We start from the raw sequence: 13,991 nt of genomic DNA, 5'->3' as shown, positions 1-13,991 counted from the left end.
TCCTAGCGTTCCACAGCGCCGCGCGTCCTTCGGGACGCGCAGAGGACGCTGTGGCACTTTGACTTTGCGCATGATCGGCACCGATTTTCGGGGTCGTGCGCTGGAGAGCCGCCTATGCCAGAGCCCCGCCGATCGACCATCGATGCCGGAGAAGTCGAGCGCTTTTCCGCCCTTGCCGCCGAATGGTGGAACCCGAACGGCAAGTTCCGTCCGCTCCACAAGCTCAATCCGGTGCGGCTTGCCTATATCCGCGACCAGGTGGCGGCGCGTTTCGGCCGCGATCCGCGCGCTGCGCGACCTTTCGAAGGCCTGCGCTTCCTCGACATCGGCTGCGGCGGCGGGCTTTTATGCGAGCCGATGGCCAGGCTTGGCGCCGAAGTGGTCGGCGCCGACGCTTCCGCGACCAACATCGAAGTGGCGAAGCTGCACGCGGCGGAGGCCGGCGTCAGTGTCGATTATCGCGCCACCACGGCCGAGGCGCTGGCCGATGCCGGCGAGACCTTCGACGTCGTCCTCAACATGGAGGTGGTCGAGCATGTCGCCGATGTCGACCTGTTCCTCGCCAAATGCGCCCAGATGGTCCGTCCCGGCGGCATCATGTTCGTCGCCACCATCAACCGCACGCTGAAAGCGCTCGGCCTTGCCATCATCGGCGCCGAATATATCCTGCGCTGGCTGCCGCGCGGCACGCATCACTTCGGCAAGCTGGTGCGGCCGGAGGAACTGGAAAAGGCGCTGGGCGCCGCCGGGCTCAGGGTGATCGACCGCACCGGCGTCATCTATCATCCGCTGGCCGACCGCTGGCAGAAGTCCAGGGACATGGACGTTAACTACATGGTGCTGGCCGAGAAAGCCTCGGTCTGATCGCGTCAGACCTCAGGCTTCCAAGGTCCGATGGTACCCCGCCAATAGGACCAGCCGGCGGCAAGGAGGATCAGCCCCGCGACGCCGCCGGCTCGATCCGAGCCGGCGCAGGCGCGCCGGCCTGGCTTTGCGCCTTGGTCGTGATGAAGACGCCGGCGGTGATGATGGCCGCCCCCAGCCAGGTCAGAAGCCGGTAATGCTCGCCCAGGAACAGCGTGCCGGCGAACAGGCCGACGGCCGCCGCGACATAGCCGATCTGGCTGAGATAGACCGGGCCGCCGACCGCCTGCAGGCGAAAGAAGAAGGCGAACATCGCCGAGGCCGACGCAACCTGGCCGACGACGACAAGCGGCACGGCGCCGAGCGGAGCGAAGGCTTGCGTACCCAAAAAGCCGACGATGCCGATTAGAAGCAGCGTGGCCGAGGCCAGATGGCTGCCGACCGCCAACTCGATAGGCCCGGTGCCTTCCGGCCAGTCGACGGTGCGGTAGATGTTGCCGGCGGCAAGGCTGACCGGGATGAGCAAGCCGACCGCGACCCAGAAATAGTCGGCCGGCTGACCGGCCTCGCCGCGGGTGAGCGCGACCATCACCGCGCCGACGAAGCCGACGGCGATGCCGACAACGCCAAGCAGATTGGGGCGCCTGACACCGAGCAGGATCGAAAACACCAGTGTGATGACCGGCGACAGCGTGAACATAATGCCGGTGTAGCCGGCGCCGAGATGCGGGATAGCCGAAAACATCAACAGATTAGGGATGGCGTAGGAAATCGCCGCGGTGACAAAGAAGTAGCGCAGCTTGTGCGGTGTCAGCCGGATGCGTTCGCCGCGCAGAAGAAGCGCAAGCAACAGCACGCCGCCGGCGCCCAGCGAGATGACGAAGGCCCAGACCATGGCCGGTACGCCGGCAGCGGTGGCGAGCTTGCCGAACGGCAGCGTCATGCCGAGCAGACTACCGGTCACGACCAGAAGGCCAATCGCGGAATCCCAGAGAAATTTCATCGGGCTGTCCTGTCGCTGCGTGACCGCTTGGCGGCCGGTTCTTCTTGCGATAATATAGCGTAAAGATTCTTTATGTCAAGATACTTTGCGGTGAGCAATATGGATCGAGCGGGCAGGGCCATGGAACAGTGGCGGCGGGAGCGGCCGGATCTCGACGTGTCGCCGATGGGCGTCATCGGGCGCCTGAACGAAGCCTCCGCGCTCATCGCGCGCGACCGGCTGGCGCCGGTCTTCGCCCGCTTCGGTTTGCAATCCGGCGAATTCGACGTGCTGGCGACATTGCGCCGTTCCGGCGCGCCTTGCGCGCTGACGCCGACCGAGCTCTATGAGGCGACGATGGTCACGTCCGGCGCCATGACCGCCCGGCTCGACCGCCTGGAAAAGGCCGGACTGATCCAGCGCGCGCCGCACCCCAGCGACAGGCGAGGTGTCGTCGTCGCGCTCACTGCTAAAGGCCGCGAGCTCGCCGACGAGGCCCTTGCGGCCCATGTCGCCAACGAGCACCAGATCCTTTCAGGTCTGACGGGCGAAGACCGGGAAGTGCTGGCGAAACTGCTGGAAAAACTGATCGTCAGCTTGAGCTCGCCGTCCTAGTTCCGGTCGTCCGGAAAGCTCGGGATCGGCATGAACTCGATGCCGTCCTCGACAAGGCTTTGCGCCTCCTCCGGCGTCGCTTCGCCATAGATGCCGCGCGGGTCGGTCTCGCCGAAATGGATCTTGCGCGCTTCCTCTGCGAACTTGTCGCCGACATAGTCGGCATTCTCGCGCACCTTCTCGGCCAGCGCCTTCAACTGAGCCAGCGCCTGCCTCTGTGCCTCGCCCATGGCCAAGGCGACCTTCTCTCGGCTGCGGGACGTGGAGACGGCCGGCGCCATCAGCGCCTTCTCGACCTTGTGCGAGCCGCAGCTCGGGCAATCGACAAAGCCGCGCTTCTTCTGGGTATCGAAATCGTCATTGCTGCGGAACCAGGCTTCGAATTCATGCTCGTTTTCGCAGATCAGGGAAAAACGGATCAAGAGGCAGCACCCCTGAGACGCGGCGCTTCGCTTGTCCCCGCATTCACGGTGAAATCCCGCGCATTCTTCAGATTGGGGATCTTGCGGCGCGCGGCAAGCGACTGGGCCGGATCGATCTCGGCGACGATCACGCCTGGCTCGTGATGCGCGGCCTCGGCGACGATGCGCCCCCACGGATCGACGATCAGCGAATGGCCATAGGTCTCGCGCCCGTCCTCATGCAGGCCGCCTTGCGCGGCGGCGATGACATAGGCGCCGTTCTCGATGGCGCGGGCGCGCAGCAGCACATGCCAATGCGCCTCCCCGGTCTGGCGCGTGAAAGCGGCGGGCACCGTCAGCACCTCGGCCCCGGCCATCGCCTCGGCGCGGAACAGCTGCGGAAAGCGCAGGTCGTAGCAGACGGCAAAGCCCAGCCTCGTTCCGTTGATCTCGGTCACGGCCGCTTCCGTTCCCGGTTCGTAAGACGCGGATTCGCGCCAGCTCTCGCCATTGTCGAGATCGACATCGAACATATGGATCTTGTCGTAGCCGGCGATCAGCTGGCCGTCAGGTGAAAACAGGAACGCCCGGTTGGCGAGCTTGCCGTCGGCGCGCCGGATCGCCGTCGAGCCGATATGCAGATAGATGCCGAGCTCCTTCGCCAGCCTGCGCGCGGTGGCGACGACCACGTCCTTGTCCTCGGTGGTGAAGGCGGCTGTCCCCGCCTGCTTGTCGCGGATCAGCGCGCCGGTCATTTCCGGCGTCTGCACATAGGTGGCGCCCTGATGTGCGGCATCGCGGACCAGCTTTTCCATGCCGGCCGCATTGCGCTCCGGGCTGGTCCCCGAACGCATCTGCACCGCCGCCGCCTTGAAAACGCCCATGATCAAACCCTCGCTCCGTTTGCAAGCAGCGCGTCCAGCCGGCCCTGCGACTCCAATTCATGGAGGTCATCGCAGCCGCCGACATGCGTGCCGCCGATGAATATCTGCGGAAAGGTGGTGCGCCCATGCGCCCGTGAAATCATTTCCTGGCGCAATTCCGGCGAGAATGAAGCGTCGTGCTCAGTATAGGTCACGCCCTTGCGCTCGAGCAACCGCTTGGCGGCCGTGCAATAACCGCACATCATACGCGTATAGATCGTCACATCGACCATCGATCAGCAATCCTGCCTGTGCACATCGCTTATCAGTTGCGCGAAGGCGACATGCACCAAAACAACAACTTAAGCACTATATAGTTGCAGACTCATCGGCCCGGAAGTCCCCCGGCAGGACGCGCGCGAAGGTCAGCACGTCGACCGCGCCGGCGCCGCCCCTCTTCAGCGCCTTGGCCACAGCCCGCACCGTGGCGCCGGTGGTGTAGACATCGTCCACGACCAGCAGCCGGCGGCCCGCTATCTCGATTTCACCTTCCGGCGGCACGCGAAAGGCGGCGCGCACATTCTCCTCGCGCTCGTGCCGTTCGAGCCCCACCTGCTGGCGCGTCAGCCTCACGCGCCTGATCGCGGAGGGCGAAAAGGGCAGCCCACCGAGTTTTGCAACGGCCCGTCCGAGCTCCGCCGATTGGTTGAACTGGCGCCGGAAGAAGCGTCGCCAATGCAGCGGCACCGGCACGACCAGCTCGGCCTCCGCGATCAGCTCCGCGCCGGCACGCATCATCCACTTCGCCATCCAGGGCGAGAGGTCGGTGCGATCCTGATATTTCAGCCCTTGCACCATCTGCCGCGCGACGCCCGAATAGATGACAGCGGCCCGCGCCCGCTCGAAGGGCGGCGGATCGGCGATCGCCTCAGCGGAAAGAAACCCTTCGCCCATGTCGTGGGTGAAGGGCGTGCCCATCACCGGGCACCAGGGTTTTTCCAGCAGTCTGAGCTTCGGCCAACAGGCGCCGCACAAGACGCCGGGCTGCGACACATGGCGACGGCAGCCTGCGCAAACCGGCGGGAACAACAGACGCGCCGGCCAGGCCAGCGCCTGCCGGGCCATATCCTGGACCGCTATGGTCTTGATCTTGTGCACCGGATCGGCCACGTGAAAGGAAACCCGCGCTACCTTAACACCACTGCGGCATGTGCGGACAACAGGAAGCTTTTCATTGCAGCCCTTGATTGACACTGAGCTCTGGCTCGCGCGCAAGCGCCGGGCGCTCTCGCGCCCCGTCGAAGGCTCCGATTTCCTGATGCGCCGCGCCGCGGAGGATCTTGCCGACCGGCTGGGTGCCGTCGAACGCCGCTTCGACAGGGCGGCCGCGCTGTTCTGTCAGACGTCGGGGGCGGCGGACGTGCTTGCCGACAGCGGCAAGGTCGGCGAGATCGTGCGCGTCGAGATGGACGACGCGCTTCTGGCCGGCAGCCCCGGCCTGGTGGCGCCGCCGGAAACCGTGCCGTTCGAGGAAGGCAGCCTCGATCTCGTCGTTTCCCTGCTCTCGTTGCACGCGATGAACGACATTCCCGGCGTGCTCGCGCAAATCCGCCGGGCGCTGAAACCGGACGGCCTGTTCCTGGGCGCTCTCGCCGGCGCGGGCACGTTGGCTGAATTGCGCGAAAGCATGCTTGCGGCCGAGACGGAGCTGTACGGCGGCGCAAGCCCGCGCATCCTTCCCTTCACCGACGTGCGCGACGCGGGCGCGCTGTTGCAGCGCGCCGGCCTGGCCTTGCCTGTCGCCGATGTCGAAACGGTCGCGGTGCGCTACGACACGCTGTTCGATCTCGCTGCCGATCTGCGCGCGATGGGCGAAACCAGCGTTCTCGTCGATCGCAGCCGCCGGCCGGCCGGCAGACGGCTCTTTGCCCGCGCCGCGGAAATCTATGCGGAACGGTTCTCGGACCCGGACGGCCGTGTGCGCGCGAGTTTTTCGGTTGTCTGGATGTCCGGCTGGGCGCCCGACGCCTCGCAGCAAAAACCGCTCAGGCCAGGATCGGCCAAGGTTTCGCTGAAAACTGTCCTGGAGGACGTGCGGAAGCGTTGACTGCCGCCTCTGATTGCCTGACCGGCACGCTCAGGGGGAGAAAGCTTGGACCAGTCTGCTGTTGTTATCGCTAAACAACCACTGGAGCGCATCCGCCGCCTTGCCGACCCCGCCGATGATCACGAGCGACAGCACCGTGACGATTAGGCCATATTCGATAGCCGTGGCGCCCGTCTCATCTTTAATGAATTGCTGCAGCAGGTTCTTCATGGCCATCACCCCTTATGCAGAAATTCTAATGTCCTACCCGTTAAGAAAGGTTAACGGTAAAAGCTTAACAGCGAATGAAATGCCGCTGTGCCAAAAAATCATTAACCAAGTCAGCACCCGCCGCTGCGGCTGCCATCATTGCGGATGACGCAGATTGAACTGGGCAATGGCTGCAGCACGCTACGGCGCAGCGTATATGTATTGAGGCGATGGCCGATCGATCCGGTCGCCGTCATATCGAGCCCGCCGGCGAAGCCATCGCGGGCGCTTTGCGGCCGGGTCTGGTTGTCCAGGAAAGGCGTTGCGATCAGCGCCAGCGCCACCGCGGCCGAGCCGAAGAGAAGCGTGACCCGCAGGATACCCATGCCGGCGTCCACGACGCGGAAGCCTCGGTCGGGCCGGATCGAGTGCCAGTCTCTTTCAAGGCTCATGCCGTGTTTCCCAATCATCGACGATATCGCCGCGCGAAACGGCCTCGGGCAATTTTTCACGTCGAGATAAATCTTGCATTAACGCTGGCTACGCAGCCCCGGCAAACGTGCGAAAACATTCACCGTTTCCGGGCAACGGCGAGCTGCGGCGAAGTCGGCCGTGAATCTACAAAAGATCGATGAGGAACTGGATCAGCGGCGCGTCGGCCGGGGGCATCGGATAGTCGCGCATCTGCCGCGGCCTGACCCATTTGAGCCCCTGCCCTTCCCTGGGCTGCGCGATCCCGCGGAAGCGGCGGCAGACGTAGAGCGGCATCAGGAGATGAAAATCGTCATAGGAGTGGCTGGCGAAGGTGAGCGGCGCAAGGCACGGAATTTCGGTCTCGATACCGAGCTCCTCATGCAATTCGCGGATCAGGCACTCCTCCGGCGTCTCGCCGGGCTCGACCTTGCCGCCTGGAAACTCCCACAGGCCGGCAAGCTGCTTGCCTTCCGGGCGCTGCGCCAGGAGCACGCGCCGGTCGGTGTCGACCAGCGCGCAGGCGGCGACCAGGAGCAGGCGCTTTCCGGTTGGCTTGACCTCGCTCATGCGCCCGGCGGCCGTCGATAGTGGTAGCGATAGACTTCCTCGAAGCCGAGCGACCGGTAGAGCGAAAGCGCCGGTAGGTTGCCGGCCTCGACCTGCAGCCAGGCCTCGCGCGCGCCGCGCAGCCGCGCCCATTTCAGCGCCGACAGGATGAGATTGCGGCCATGGCCCTTGTTGCGCGCCGCCTTTTCGGTGGCGACCTCGAACAGACCTGCGAGGTCGCCGTCGTGGACGCAGATCAGCGTCGCCAGCGGCTCGTTGCCGTCTTCGAGCGCGAACAGCCCCGCCTCCGGCTGGATGGCGCCGATGACCTCGGACAGGCCGGGCCGCAGCGAGGCGTCCGAGCCGCTCGTCCTCAGCGACGCGCCGATGAAGCGGCTGATGTCCTTGAGCGGTATCTGGTCCATGGCTGCGCCAAGCTCAAGCTCCTTCAGCGGCAGCCGCATGACCAGGGATTCGTCAAACCTGTTCCAGCCGGCCTTGTCGAGATGCGCGGACAGCACCTGCCCCGACAGCGGCGACATGCGAAAGGTCAGCGGCCGGCCATAGGCATCGAAGCGCCTCGCGGCGCGGCCGATGCGCTCCTCGATCGCGTGCGTGTCGCCCGGATCGAGCGGATTGACCGAGTTCAGGCGTTTGGCTGGGTGCCCGGCCGTGAGCCGCACCACCCAGGTCCCGTCATAATGAACCGCCGCCGCCGGCCAGGCGCGAAAACCCGCCGCCTCGTAGCGGCGCACGACCGCCAGCACGCTTGCCGGATGCCTGGACACCGGCGCCATCAGCTCCGGTAATCGCCGTTGATGGCGACATATTCCTTGGTGAGGTCGCAGGTCCACACCGTCGCCTTGCCGCGGCCGATGCCGAGATCGGCGCGGATGCGGATGTCGTCGCGCTTCATATAGGCCGAGGTCGCTTCCTCCGAATAAGCCGGATCGCGCTCGCCCTCATGCGCCAGGCGGTTGTCGCCGAACCAGATCGACAGCCGGTCGCGGTCGGCCGGCTCGCCGGCCTTGCCGACGGCCATCACCACGCGGCCCCAATTGGCGTCCTCGCCCGCGACCGCCGTCTTGACCAGCGGCGAATTGGCGATCGAGAGTGCGATCCGTTTGGCCGAACGCGCCGATTTGGCGCCGGTGACGGTAACTTCGACCTGCTTGCGCGCGCCCTCGCCGTCGCGCACCACTTGCAGCGCCAGCGACTTCAACACCTTGCCGAGCGCCCGGCGGAACGCGCCGAGCCGCGCATCCTTCGGATCGCTGATCGCCGGCGCGCCGCGCGCGGCGGCCTTGCCGGTGGCGAAGAAAAGCAGCGTGTCGCTGGTCGAGGTGTCGCTGTCGACGGTCACCGCATTGAAGGTCTTGGCCGTACCGCGCGACAACAGGTCCTGCAGCACGGGGGCTGCGATCGGCGCGTCGGTGGCGATGAAGGAAAGCATCGTCGCCATGTCGGGCGCGATCATGCCCGCGCCCTTGGCGATGCCGTTGATGGTGACGTCGGTATCGCCGAGTTTGACCGTCGCCGTCGCCACTTTCGGATAGGTGTCCGTGGTCATGATGGCCTTCGCCGCCTCGGTCCACAAATCCGGCTTGCCGTCCTTGACCAGGCCGGCCAGCAGATGGCTGAACTTGGTGGTGTCGAGCGGCTCGCCGATGACACCGGTCGAGGCCAGAAACACTTCGCTCTGCGAACATCCTGCGGCCTTGGCTGCCGCCTCACCGGTCAGCGCGGTCGAAGCCTTGCCCTTCTTGCCGGTGAAGGCGTTGGCGTTGCCGGAATTGACCACCAGCACGCGCGCCTTGCCGGCAGGCAGGTTCTGGCGGCAGAAATCGACCGGCGCCGACGGACATTTCGACTTGGTGAACACGCCGGCGACAGCCGTGCCGGGATCGAAGACCATGGCCAGCAGGTCGGTTCTGTTCCGGTACTTGATGCCGGCTTCGGCGGTCGCGATGCGCACACCTTCGATGGCCGGCATCTTCGGATATTTCTTCGGTGCGAGCGGCGAAATCGTAGCGGACATCGAGACCCCGGAGCGGCAGAACACGAAAGGAAGGCCGGTTTGCCCGATAGCGCGCGCCGGCGCAAGGGGCGTTCTGGCCGTGCCTTCGCGGCGTGGCCGGGGGCTTTGCGGTTGGAAACGCGTCGTTTCGTTTCATCGCCGAAGCCAATATGATCGGCGGCAGATTCACCGGCTAAGGAAGACCTCGATGGGCGAAACCGCCGTTCGCGGGCGCAAGTCGATCGGCGCGAAACGCAATCCCGAAAGCGCCGATGCCATCATCAACGCCGCCGAGGCGGTGCTGCGCGAGGCTGGCTATGCCGGCTTCTCGATCGAGGCCGTCGCCCGGCGGGCGCGGGCGGGCAAGCCGACCATCTACCGCTGGTGGCCGAGCAAGGCGGCGCTGCTGATCGAGATCTACCAGCGGCAGAAGCGCGTCGAGACGCCCGACACTGGGAACATCGAGGACGATCTGGCCGGCTTCCTTGAAAATCTTTTCGCGCATTGGCGCGACACCCCGTCGGGCAACATCTTCCGTTCGCTCATCGCAGAGGCCCAGTCGGACGAGACAGCGGCCGCAGCGCTTGCCGAATATTCGAACGGACGCCGCAGCCACACCGGCCGGATGATCGAGCGCGCCAAGGCGCGGGGCGAGGTCGCGGCCGATGTCGATGCCGGGATCGTCGCCGACCTGATCGCTTCCTTCGCCTGGCGGCATCTGCTGACCGAACGGCTCGACGAGGACGTGGCGGCGATCCGCGCGGCCGTGCGCTATATCGCGCGGGGAATAGTGACCGCCTGAACCAGAAAAGCAAAGGGCGCCCGAAGGCGCCCTTTGGAGGATACCCAGCGGGTAGCGGACTACTTGCTGCCTTCCAGCGCGTCGACGTCCTTCTTGAGTTTCTCGTCCGGAATCTCGACCTTGGCGGCTCCGCGCAGGTCCTTGACCATGGCGAAATACTTGTCGCGGATCACCGCCTGCTTGGCCTGGTCCTTGACGTCGTCGAAGGCCGGCGGCTGCTTGGCGCGCTTGTCCTCGAGCTTGATGACATGCCAGCCGAATTGCGTCTGCACCGGCTCCTTAGTGTACTTGCCGACGTCGAGCGCCAAGGCCGCCTTGTCGAATTCCGGCACCATCTGGCCCGGTCCGAACCAGCCGAGATCGCCGCCATTGGTTTTGCCCGAGGGGTCATTGGTGTGTTCGTTGGCGAGCTTCTGGAAGTCGGCGCCGCCGTCGAGCTGCTTGATGATCGCCTCGGCCTCTTCCTTCGTCTTCACAAGGATGTGACGCGCATGCACTTCATTGACCGGCGGCGTGTTGGCGATCTCCTGGTCGTAGCGGGCGCGCACTTCGGCATCGGTCACCTTGTCGACCACTTCCTTCTCGACCACCTCGCCATGCAGGGCGCGCGCCTGCAGGAAAGCCATGCGGCGCTGGAAGTCGGCATCCTTGTCGAGGCCAGCATCGACCGCCTTCTTGGCCATGACGCGGATTTCGATCGCCGCCGAAAGGGCGGCCGCGCGGCGCTGGTCGGGCGGCAGTTGCGCGAACTGCTGCGACAGTTCGCCTTCGGCGAGCTGAAGATCGGCCTCGGTCAGCTTCTCGCCATTGATGGTGGCGACCACCGCATTGGGATCGACCGGCTTCGCGGGCGCAGCGGCGGGCGCGGCTGCATCCGGCTTGGTCTCCTGCGCCATCAGCGGCGACAGGCAAAGAGCCGAGAGCCCGAAGGCCAGACCGAGACTGGCGAGCGAGGCGCGGCGGAACGACAGGGACATCGAGATAACTCCAAGGGATTGCCAATAAGGATCGCGTGAGCGAAAGGGTTCCAGATCAGTCGGATTGTGGCGGAATTTGGCGCTGCCCATAGGGCTAACGCGGCGTTGACATCGATTGAGCCCCCTCTTATCTGTCCAACGACTTGGCGTCCAGAACCGTTTTCCGGGCGCTTTTTGCGTTTGTCCGCATTCACGCGGATTTGATGGGCCCGCCAGGTGCCTGTCGCAAACGGCCAAAATTGCTATCGAAAGGGACCATTGGATGGTCAGTCTCGGCGGTCTCGCCCGTAAGGTTTTCGGTTCTTCCAACGACCGCCGCGTCAAGTCGACCCGGCCCAGGGTCGAAGCCATCAACGCGATGGAAAACGAGATGCGGGCGCTTTCCGACGCCGAGCTCGCCGGGCGCACGGAGAAATTCCGCCAGGATCTGGCCAACGGCGCTTCGCTCGAAGATCTCTTGGTTCCGGCCTTCGCCACGGTGCGCGAAGCGGCCCGCCGCGTGCTCGGCATGCGGCCTTTCGACGTCCAGTTGATCGGCGGCATGGTGCTTCACAATGGCGGCATCGCCGAGATGCGCACCGGCGAGGGCAAGACGCTGGTCGCCACCTTGCCGGTCTACCTCAATGCGCTCGCCGGCAAGGGCGTGCATGTCGTCACCGTCAACGACTATCTCGCCAAGCGCGACGCCGAATGGATGGGCCGCGTCTACAAATTCCTCGGCCTGACGGTTGGCATCATCGTCCACGGCCTTTCCGACGAGGAACGCCGCGACGCCTACGCCTGCGACGTCACCTATGCCACCAACAACGAGCTCGGCTTCGACTATCTGCGCGACAACATGAAGTATGAGCGCTCGCAAATGGTGCAGCGTGGTCATTCCTACGCCATCGTCGACGAGGTCGATTCCATCCTGGTCGACGAAGCGCGCACGCCGCTGATCATTTCCGGTCCTCTCGAAGACCGCTCGGAAATGTACAACACCATCGACGCCTTCATGCTGAAGCTCGGCCCGGCCGATTACGAGGTGGACGAGAAGCAGAAGACGACGATCTTCACTGAGGACGGCACCGAGAAGCTGGAAAACATGCTGCGCGACGCCGGCCTGTTGAAGGGCGAGTCGCTCTACGACGTCGAGAACGTCGCCATCGTCCACCATGTCAACAACGCGCTAAAGGCGCATCTGTTGTTCCAGAAGGACAGGGACTACATCGTGCGCAACGGCGAGATCGTCATCATCGACGAGTTCACCGGCCGCATGATGCCTGGACGCCGTTATTCGGAAGGCCTGCACCAGGCCCTTGAAGCCAAGGAGCATGTGCAGATCCAGCCGGAGAACCAGACGCTGGCCTCCGTCACCTTCCAGAACTATTTCCGCCTCTACAAGAAGCTTGCCGGCATGACCGGCACGGCGCTCACCGAGGCCGAGGAATTCGCCAACATCTACAATCTCGAAGTCACCGAGATCCCGACCAACCTGCCGGTCGCCCGCAAGGACGAGGACGACGAGGTCTACCGGACGGTGGAAGAGAAATACAAGGCGATCGTCAAGGAAATCAAAGACGCGCGCGACCGTGGCCAGCCGATCCTGGTCGGCACCACCTCGATCGAGAAATCCGAGCTGCTTGCCGAGCGCTTGCGCAAGGAAGGCATCAAGGACTTCGAGGTGCTGAACGCCCGTCACCATGAACGGGAGGCGTCCATCGTCGCCCAGGCCGGCAAGCCCGGCGCTATCACCATCGCCACCAACATGGCCGGCCGCGGCACCGACATCAAGCTCGGCGGCAATGCCGAGATGCGCATCGCCGAGGAACTCGGCGACATGCCGGCCGGGCCGGAGCGCGAGGCGCGGGAAAAGGAAATCCAAGACGATGTCGAGCGCCTGAAAGAAAAGGCGCTGGCCGCCGGCGGCCTCTATGTTCTGGCCACCGAACGTCACGAATCGCGCCGCATCGACAACCAGCTGCGTGGCCGCTCCGGCCGCCAGGGCGATCCGGGCCGCTCGAAATTCTTCCTGTCGCTGCAGGATGACCTAATGCGCATCTTCGGCTCAGAACGCATGGACGGGATGCTGCAGAAGCTCGGCCTCAAGGAGGACGAGGCGATCATCCACCCCTGGATCAACAAGGCGCTGGAGAAGGCGCAGAAGAAGGTCGAGGCGCGCAACTTCGACATCCGCAAGAACCTTCTGAAATATGACGACGTTGCCAACGACCAGCGCAAAGTTGTGTTTGAGCAGCGCATCGAGCTGATGGACGGCGAAGGCCTGTCGGAGACGATCGCCGAGATGCGCGAAGGTGTCATCGAAGAGATCGTCACCAAGAACATCCCCGAGAATGCCTATGCCGAGCAGTGGAACGTCGCCGGGCTCAAGGAGGAAGTGGCGCAGTATCTCAATCTCGACCTGCCGATCGAGGAATGGGTCAAGGAAGAAGGCATCGCAGAGGACGACATCCGCGAACGCATCACCGCCGCGGCGGACGCGGCCGCCAAGGAGCGTGCCGACCGCTTCGGTCCGGACGTGATGAACTATGTCGAACGTTCGGTGGTGCTGCAGACGCTCGACCATCTGTGGCGCGAGCACATCGTCAATCTCGATCATCTGCGCTCGGTCGTCGGCTTCCGCGGCTATGCCCAGCGTGACCCGCTGCAGGAATACAAGAGCGAAGCCTTCGAGCTGTTCCAGGCCATGCTCGGCAATCTGCGCCAGGCGGTCACCGCGCAATTGATGCGCGTGGAGCTGGTGCGCCAGGCGGCCGACGCGCCGCCGCCCGAAGCTCCCGAGATGTTCGGCAGCCATATCGACGGCTCCACCGGCGAGGACGATTTCCAGGGCGGCGAGACCGCGCTTCTGATGCGACAGGACACCAGCGCCGTCGTCGCGCCGGAAAACCGCGACCCGAAGAACCCCGCGAGCTGGGGCAAGGTCGGCCGCAACGAGCTCTGCCCCTGCGGCTCCGGCAAGAAGTACAAGCACTGCCACGGCGCCTTCGCCTGAGCACTTTTTCCTTCTCCCGTTGAACGGGGAGAAGCTGCCAGGAGGGCGGATGAGGGGCAGCGCCTGCGTTCGGCGATGTTATTGCATGATCCCGAAAAGTGGGAACCGGTTTTCGGAGAAGATCATGCTCTTACAAGAGAGTTAGATCAGGCGATTCAA

Annotated in this window: 16 protein-coding genes; 5 read left to right on the top strand and 11 right to left on the bottom strand. The window is 64.7% G+C overall.

Features of this window, described 5'->3' with window-relative positions; translation table 11 throughout:
* The first annotated feature begins 114 nt into the window (after positions 1–114).
* Entirely contained in the window at positions 115–864 is a 750-nt protein-coding gene (ubiG, locus tag LB553_RS23390) for a bifunctional 2-polyprenyl-6-hydroxyphenol methylase/3-demethylubiquinol 3-O-methyltransferase UbiG (RefSeq protein ID WP_224516658.1), read from the top strand.
* Positions 865–934: 70 nt separating this feature from the next.
* Here ubiG and LB553_RS23385 read toward each other — a convergent pair whose 3' ends face one another.
* The gene (locus LB553_RS23385) at positions 935–1,867 is read right to left on the bottom strand and encodes a DMT family transporter (RefSeq protein ID WP_224516657.1); all 933 of its coding nucleotides are present in this window, start codon (positions 1,865–1,867) and stop codon (positions 935–937) included.
* 99 nt (positions 1,868–1,966) lie between these two features.
* On the opposite strand from LB553_RS23385, the gene LB553_RS23380 reads away from it, so the two are divergent.
* Entirely contained in the window at positions 1,967–2,461 is a 495-nt protein-coding gene (locus tag LB553_RS23380; RefSeq protein ID WP_224516656.1) for a MarR family winged helix-turn-helix transcriptional regulator, read from the top strand.
* On the opposite strand, the gene LB553_RS23375 is transcribed toward LB553_RS23380, so the two are convergent.
* The 4 genes from LB553_RS23375 to LB553_RS23360 all read right to left on the bottom strand — a co-directional run bounded on the left by LB553_RS23375 (position 2,458) and on the right by LB553_RS23360 (position 4,895).
* On the bottom strand, positions 2,458–2,883 hold the full coding sequence (locus tag LB553_RS23375; RefSeq protein ID WP_224516655.1) for a DUF1178 family protein: 426 nt from the start codon (positions 2,881–2,883) through the stop codon (positions 2,458–2,460). The genes LB553_RS23380 and LB553_RS23375 overlap by 4 nt on opposite strands.
* Positions 2,880–3,746: a carbon-nitrogen hydrolase family protein gene (locus LB553_RS23370; protein ID WP_224516654.1), complete on the bottom strand. Its 867-nt coding sequence runs from the start codon at positions 3,744–3,746 to the stop codon at positions 2,880–2,882. The genes LB553_RS23375 and LB553_RS23370 overlap by 4 nt, the downstream gene beginning before the upstream one ends.
* 2 nt (positions 3,747–3,748) lie before the next feature.
* Complete coding sequence (grxC, locus tag LB553_RS23365; protein ID WP_224516653.1) at positions 3,749–4,018, bottom strand: glutaredoxin 3; 270 nt, start codon at positions 4,016–4,018, stop codon at positions 3,749–3,751.
* Positions 4,019–4,094: 76 nt separating this feature from the next.
* Positions 4,095–4,895 (bottom strand): ComF family protein, encoded by an 801-nt coding sequence (locus LB553_RS23360; RefSeq protein ID WP_224516652.1) that lies wholly within the window; start codon positions 4,893–4,895, stop codon positions 4,095–4,097.
* A 64-nt stretch (positions 4,896–4,959) separates the two neighbouring features.
* Here LB553_RS23360 and LB553_RS23355 point away from each other — a divergent pair, with 64 nt between their 5' ends.
* Entirely contained in the window at positions 4,960–5,832 is an 873-nt protein-coding gene (locus LB553_RS23355; protein WP_224516651.1) for a methyltransferase domain-containing protein, read from the top strand.
* A 30-nt stretch (positions 5,833–5,862) separates the two neighbouring features.
* Here LB553_RS23355 and LB553_RS23350 read toward each other — a convergent pair whose 3' ends face one another.
* From LB553_RS23350 to argJ, 5 genes are all read right to left on the bottom strand, one after another.
* Complete coding sequence (locus LB553_RS23350; RefSeq protein ID WP_411962280.1) at positions 5,863–6,042, bottom strand: Flp family type IVb pilin; 180 nt, start codon at positions 6,040–6,042, stop codon at positions 5,863–5,865.
* Between the two features lie 110 nt (positions 6,043–6,152).
* Positions 6,153–6,473, bottom strand: a complete 321-nt coding sequence (locus tag LB553_RS23345; RefSeq protein WP_224516649.1) for a hypothetical protein — start codon at positions 6,471–6,473, stop codon at positions 6,153–6,155.
* Between the two features lie 166 nt (positions 6,474–6,639).
* The gene (locus tag LB553_RS23340; protein WP_224516648.1) at positions 6,640–7,062 is read right to left on the bottom strand and encodes a (deoxy)nucleoside triphosphate pyrophosphohydrolase; all 423 of its coding nucleotides are present in this window, start codon (positions 7,060–7,062) and stop codon (positions 6,640–6,642) included.
* Complete coding sequence (locus LB553_RS23335) at positions 7,059–7,838, bottom strand: GNAT family N-acetyltransferase (RefSeq protein ID WP_224516647.1); 780 nt, start codon at positions 7,836–7,838, stop codon at positions 7,059–7,061. Before LB553_RS23335 ends, LB553_RS23340 begins: the two co-directional genes overlap by 4 nt.
* The gene (gene argJ, locus LB553_RS23330; protein ID WP_224516646.1) at positions 7,838–9,079 is read right to left on the bottom strand and encodes a bifunctional glutamate N-acetyltransferase/amino-acid acetyltransferase ArgJ; all 1,242 of its coding nucleotides are present in this window, start codon (positions 9,077–9,079) and stop codon (positions 7,838–7,840) included. Before argJ ends, LB553_RS23335 begins: the two co-directional genes overlap by 1 nt.
* A 187-nt stretch (positions 9,080–9,266) precedes the next feature.
* Between argJ and LB553_RS23325 the strand changes: the two genes are divergently transcribed.
* Positions 9,267–9,860, top strand: coding sequence for a TetR/AcrR family transcriptional regulator (locus LB553_RS23325; RefSeq protein ID WP_224516645.1), 594 nt, complete (start codon positions 9,267–9,269; stop codon positions 9,858–9,860).
* Positions 9,861–9,919: 59 nt separating this feature from the next.
* On the opposite strand, the gene LB553_RS23320 is transcribed toward LB553_RS23325, so the two are convergent.
* The gene (locus LB553_RS23320) at positions 9,920–10,837 is read right to left on the bottom strand and encodes a peptidylprolyl isomerase (RefSeq protein WP_224516644.1); all 918 of its coding nucleotides are present in this window, start codon (positions 10,835–10,837) and stop codon (positions 9,920–9,922) included.
* Between the two features lie 262 nt (positions 10,838–11,099).
* On the opposite strand from LB553_RS23320, the gene secA reads away from it, so the two are divergent.
* On the top strand, positions 11,100–13,832 hold the full coding sequence (gene secA, locus LB553_RS23315; protein ID WP_224516643.1) for a preprotein translocase subunit SecA: 2,733 nt from the start codon (positions 11,100–11,102) through the stop codon (positions 13,830–13,832).
* Positions 13,833–13,991 lie beyond the last annotated feature (159 nt).

The sequence above is a fragment of the Mesorhizobium sp. CA8 genome (genome assembly GCF_020164955.1).
GTDB lineage: Bacteria > Pseudomonadota > Alphaproteobacteria > Rhizobiales > Rhizobiaceae > Mesorhizobium.
The sequence above is the reverse complement of the archived record's forward strand: the minus strand, read 5'-3'. Positions and strand labels throughout refer to the sequence as shown.

Bases quoted from the DNA above. Each gene is read 5' to 3' on its own strand.
- LB553_RS23345 (WP_224516649.1), bottom strand. From the start codon at position 6,473: ATGAGCCTTGAAAGAGACTGGCACTCGATCCGGCCCGACCGAGGCTTC.
- secA (WP_224516643.1), top strand. From the start codon at position 11,100: ATGGTCAGTCTCGGCGGTCTCGCCCGTAAGGTTTTCGGTTCTTCCAAC.
- LB553_RS23340 (WP_224516648.1), bottom strand. From the start codon at position 7,062: ATGAGCGAGGTCAAGCCAACCGGAAAGCGCCTGCTCCTGGTCGCCGCC.
- grxC (WP_224516653.1), bottom strand. From the start codon at position 4,018: ATGGTCGATGTGACGATCTATACGCGTATGATGTGCGGTTATTGCACG.
- LB553_RS23370 (WP_224516654.1), bottom strand. From the start codon at position 3,746: ATGGGCGTTTTCAAGGCGGCGGCGGTGCAGATGCGTTCGGGGACCAGC.
- LB553_RS23320 (WP_224516644.1), bottom strand. From the start codon at position 10,837: ATGTCCCTGTCGTTCCGCCGCGCCTCGCTCGCCAGTCTCGGTCTGGCC.
- ubiG (WP_224516658.1), top strand. From the start codon at position 115: ATGCCAGAGCCCCGCCGATCGACCATCGATGCCGGAGAAGTCGAGCGC.
- LB553_RS23380 (WP_224516656.1), top strand. From the start codon at position 1,967: ATGGATCGAGCGGGCAGGGCCATGGAACAGTGGCGGCGGGAGCGGCCG.
- argJ (WP_224516646.1), bottom strand. From the start codon at position 9,079: ATGTCCGCTACGATTTCGCCGCTCGCACCGAAGAAATATCCGAAGATG.
- LB553_RS23325 (WP_224516645.1), top strand. From the start codon at position 9,267: ATGGGCGAAACCGCCGTTCGCGGGCGCAAGTCGATCGGCGCGAAACGC.
- LB553_RS23385 (WP_224516657.1), bottom strand. From the start codon at position 1,867: ATGAAATTTCTCTGGGATTCCGCGATTGGCCTTCTGGTCGTGACCGGT.
- LB553_RS23335 (WP_224516647.1), bottom strand. From the start codon at position 7,838: ATGGCGCCGGTGTCCAGGCATCCGGCAAGCGTGCTGGCGGTCGTGCGC.
- LB553_RS23350 (WP_411962280.1), bottom strand. From the start codon at position 6,042: ATGAAGAACCTGCTGCAGCAATTCATTAAAGATGAGACGGGCGCCACG.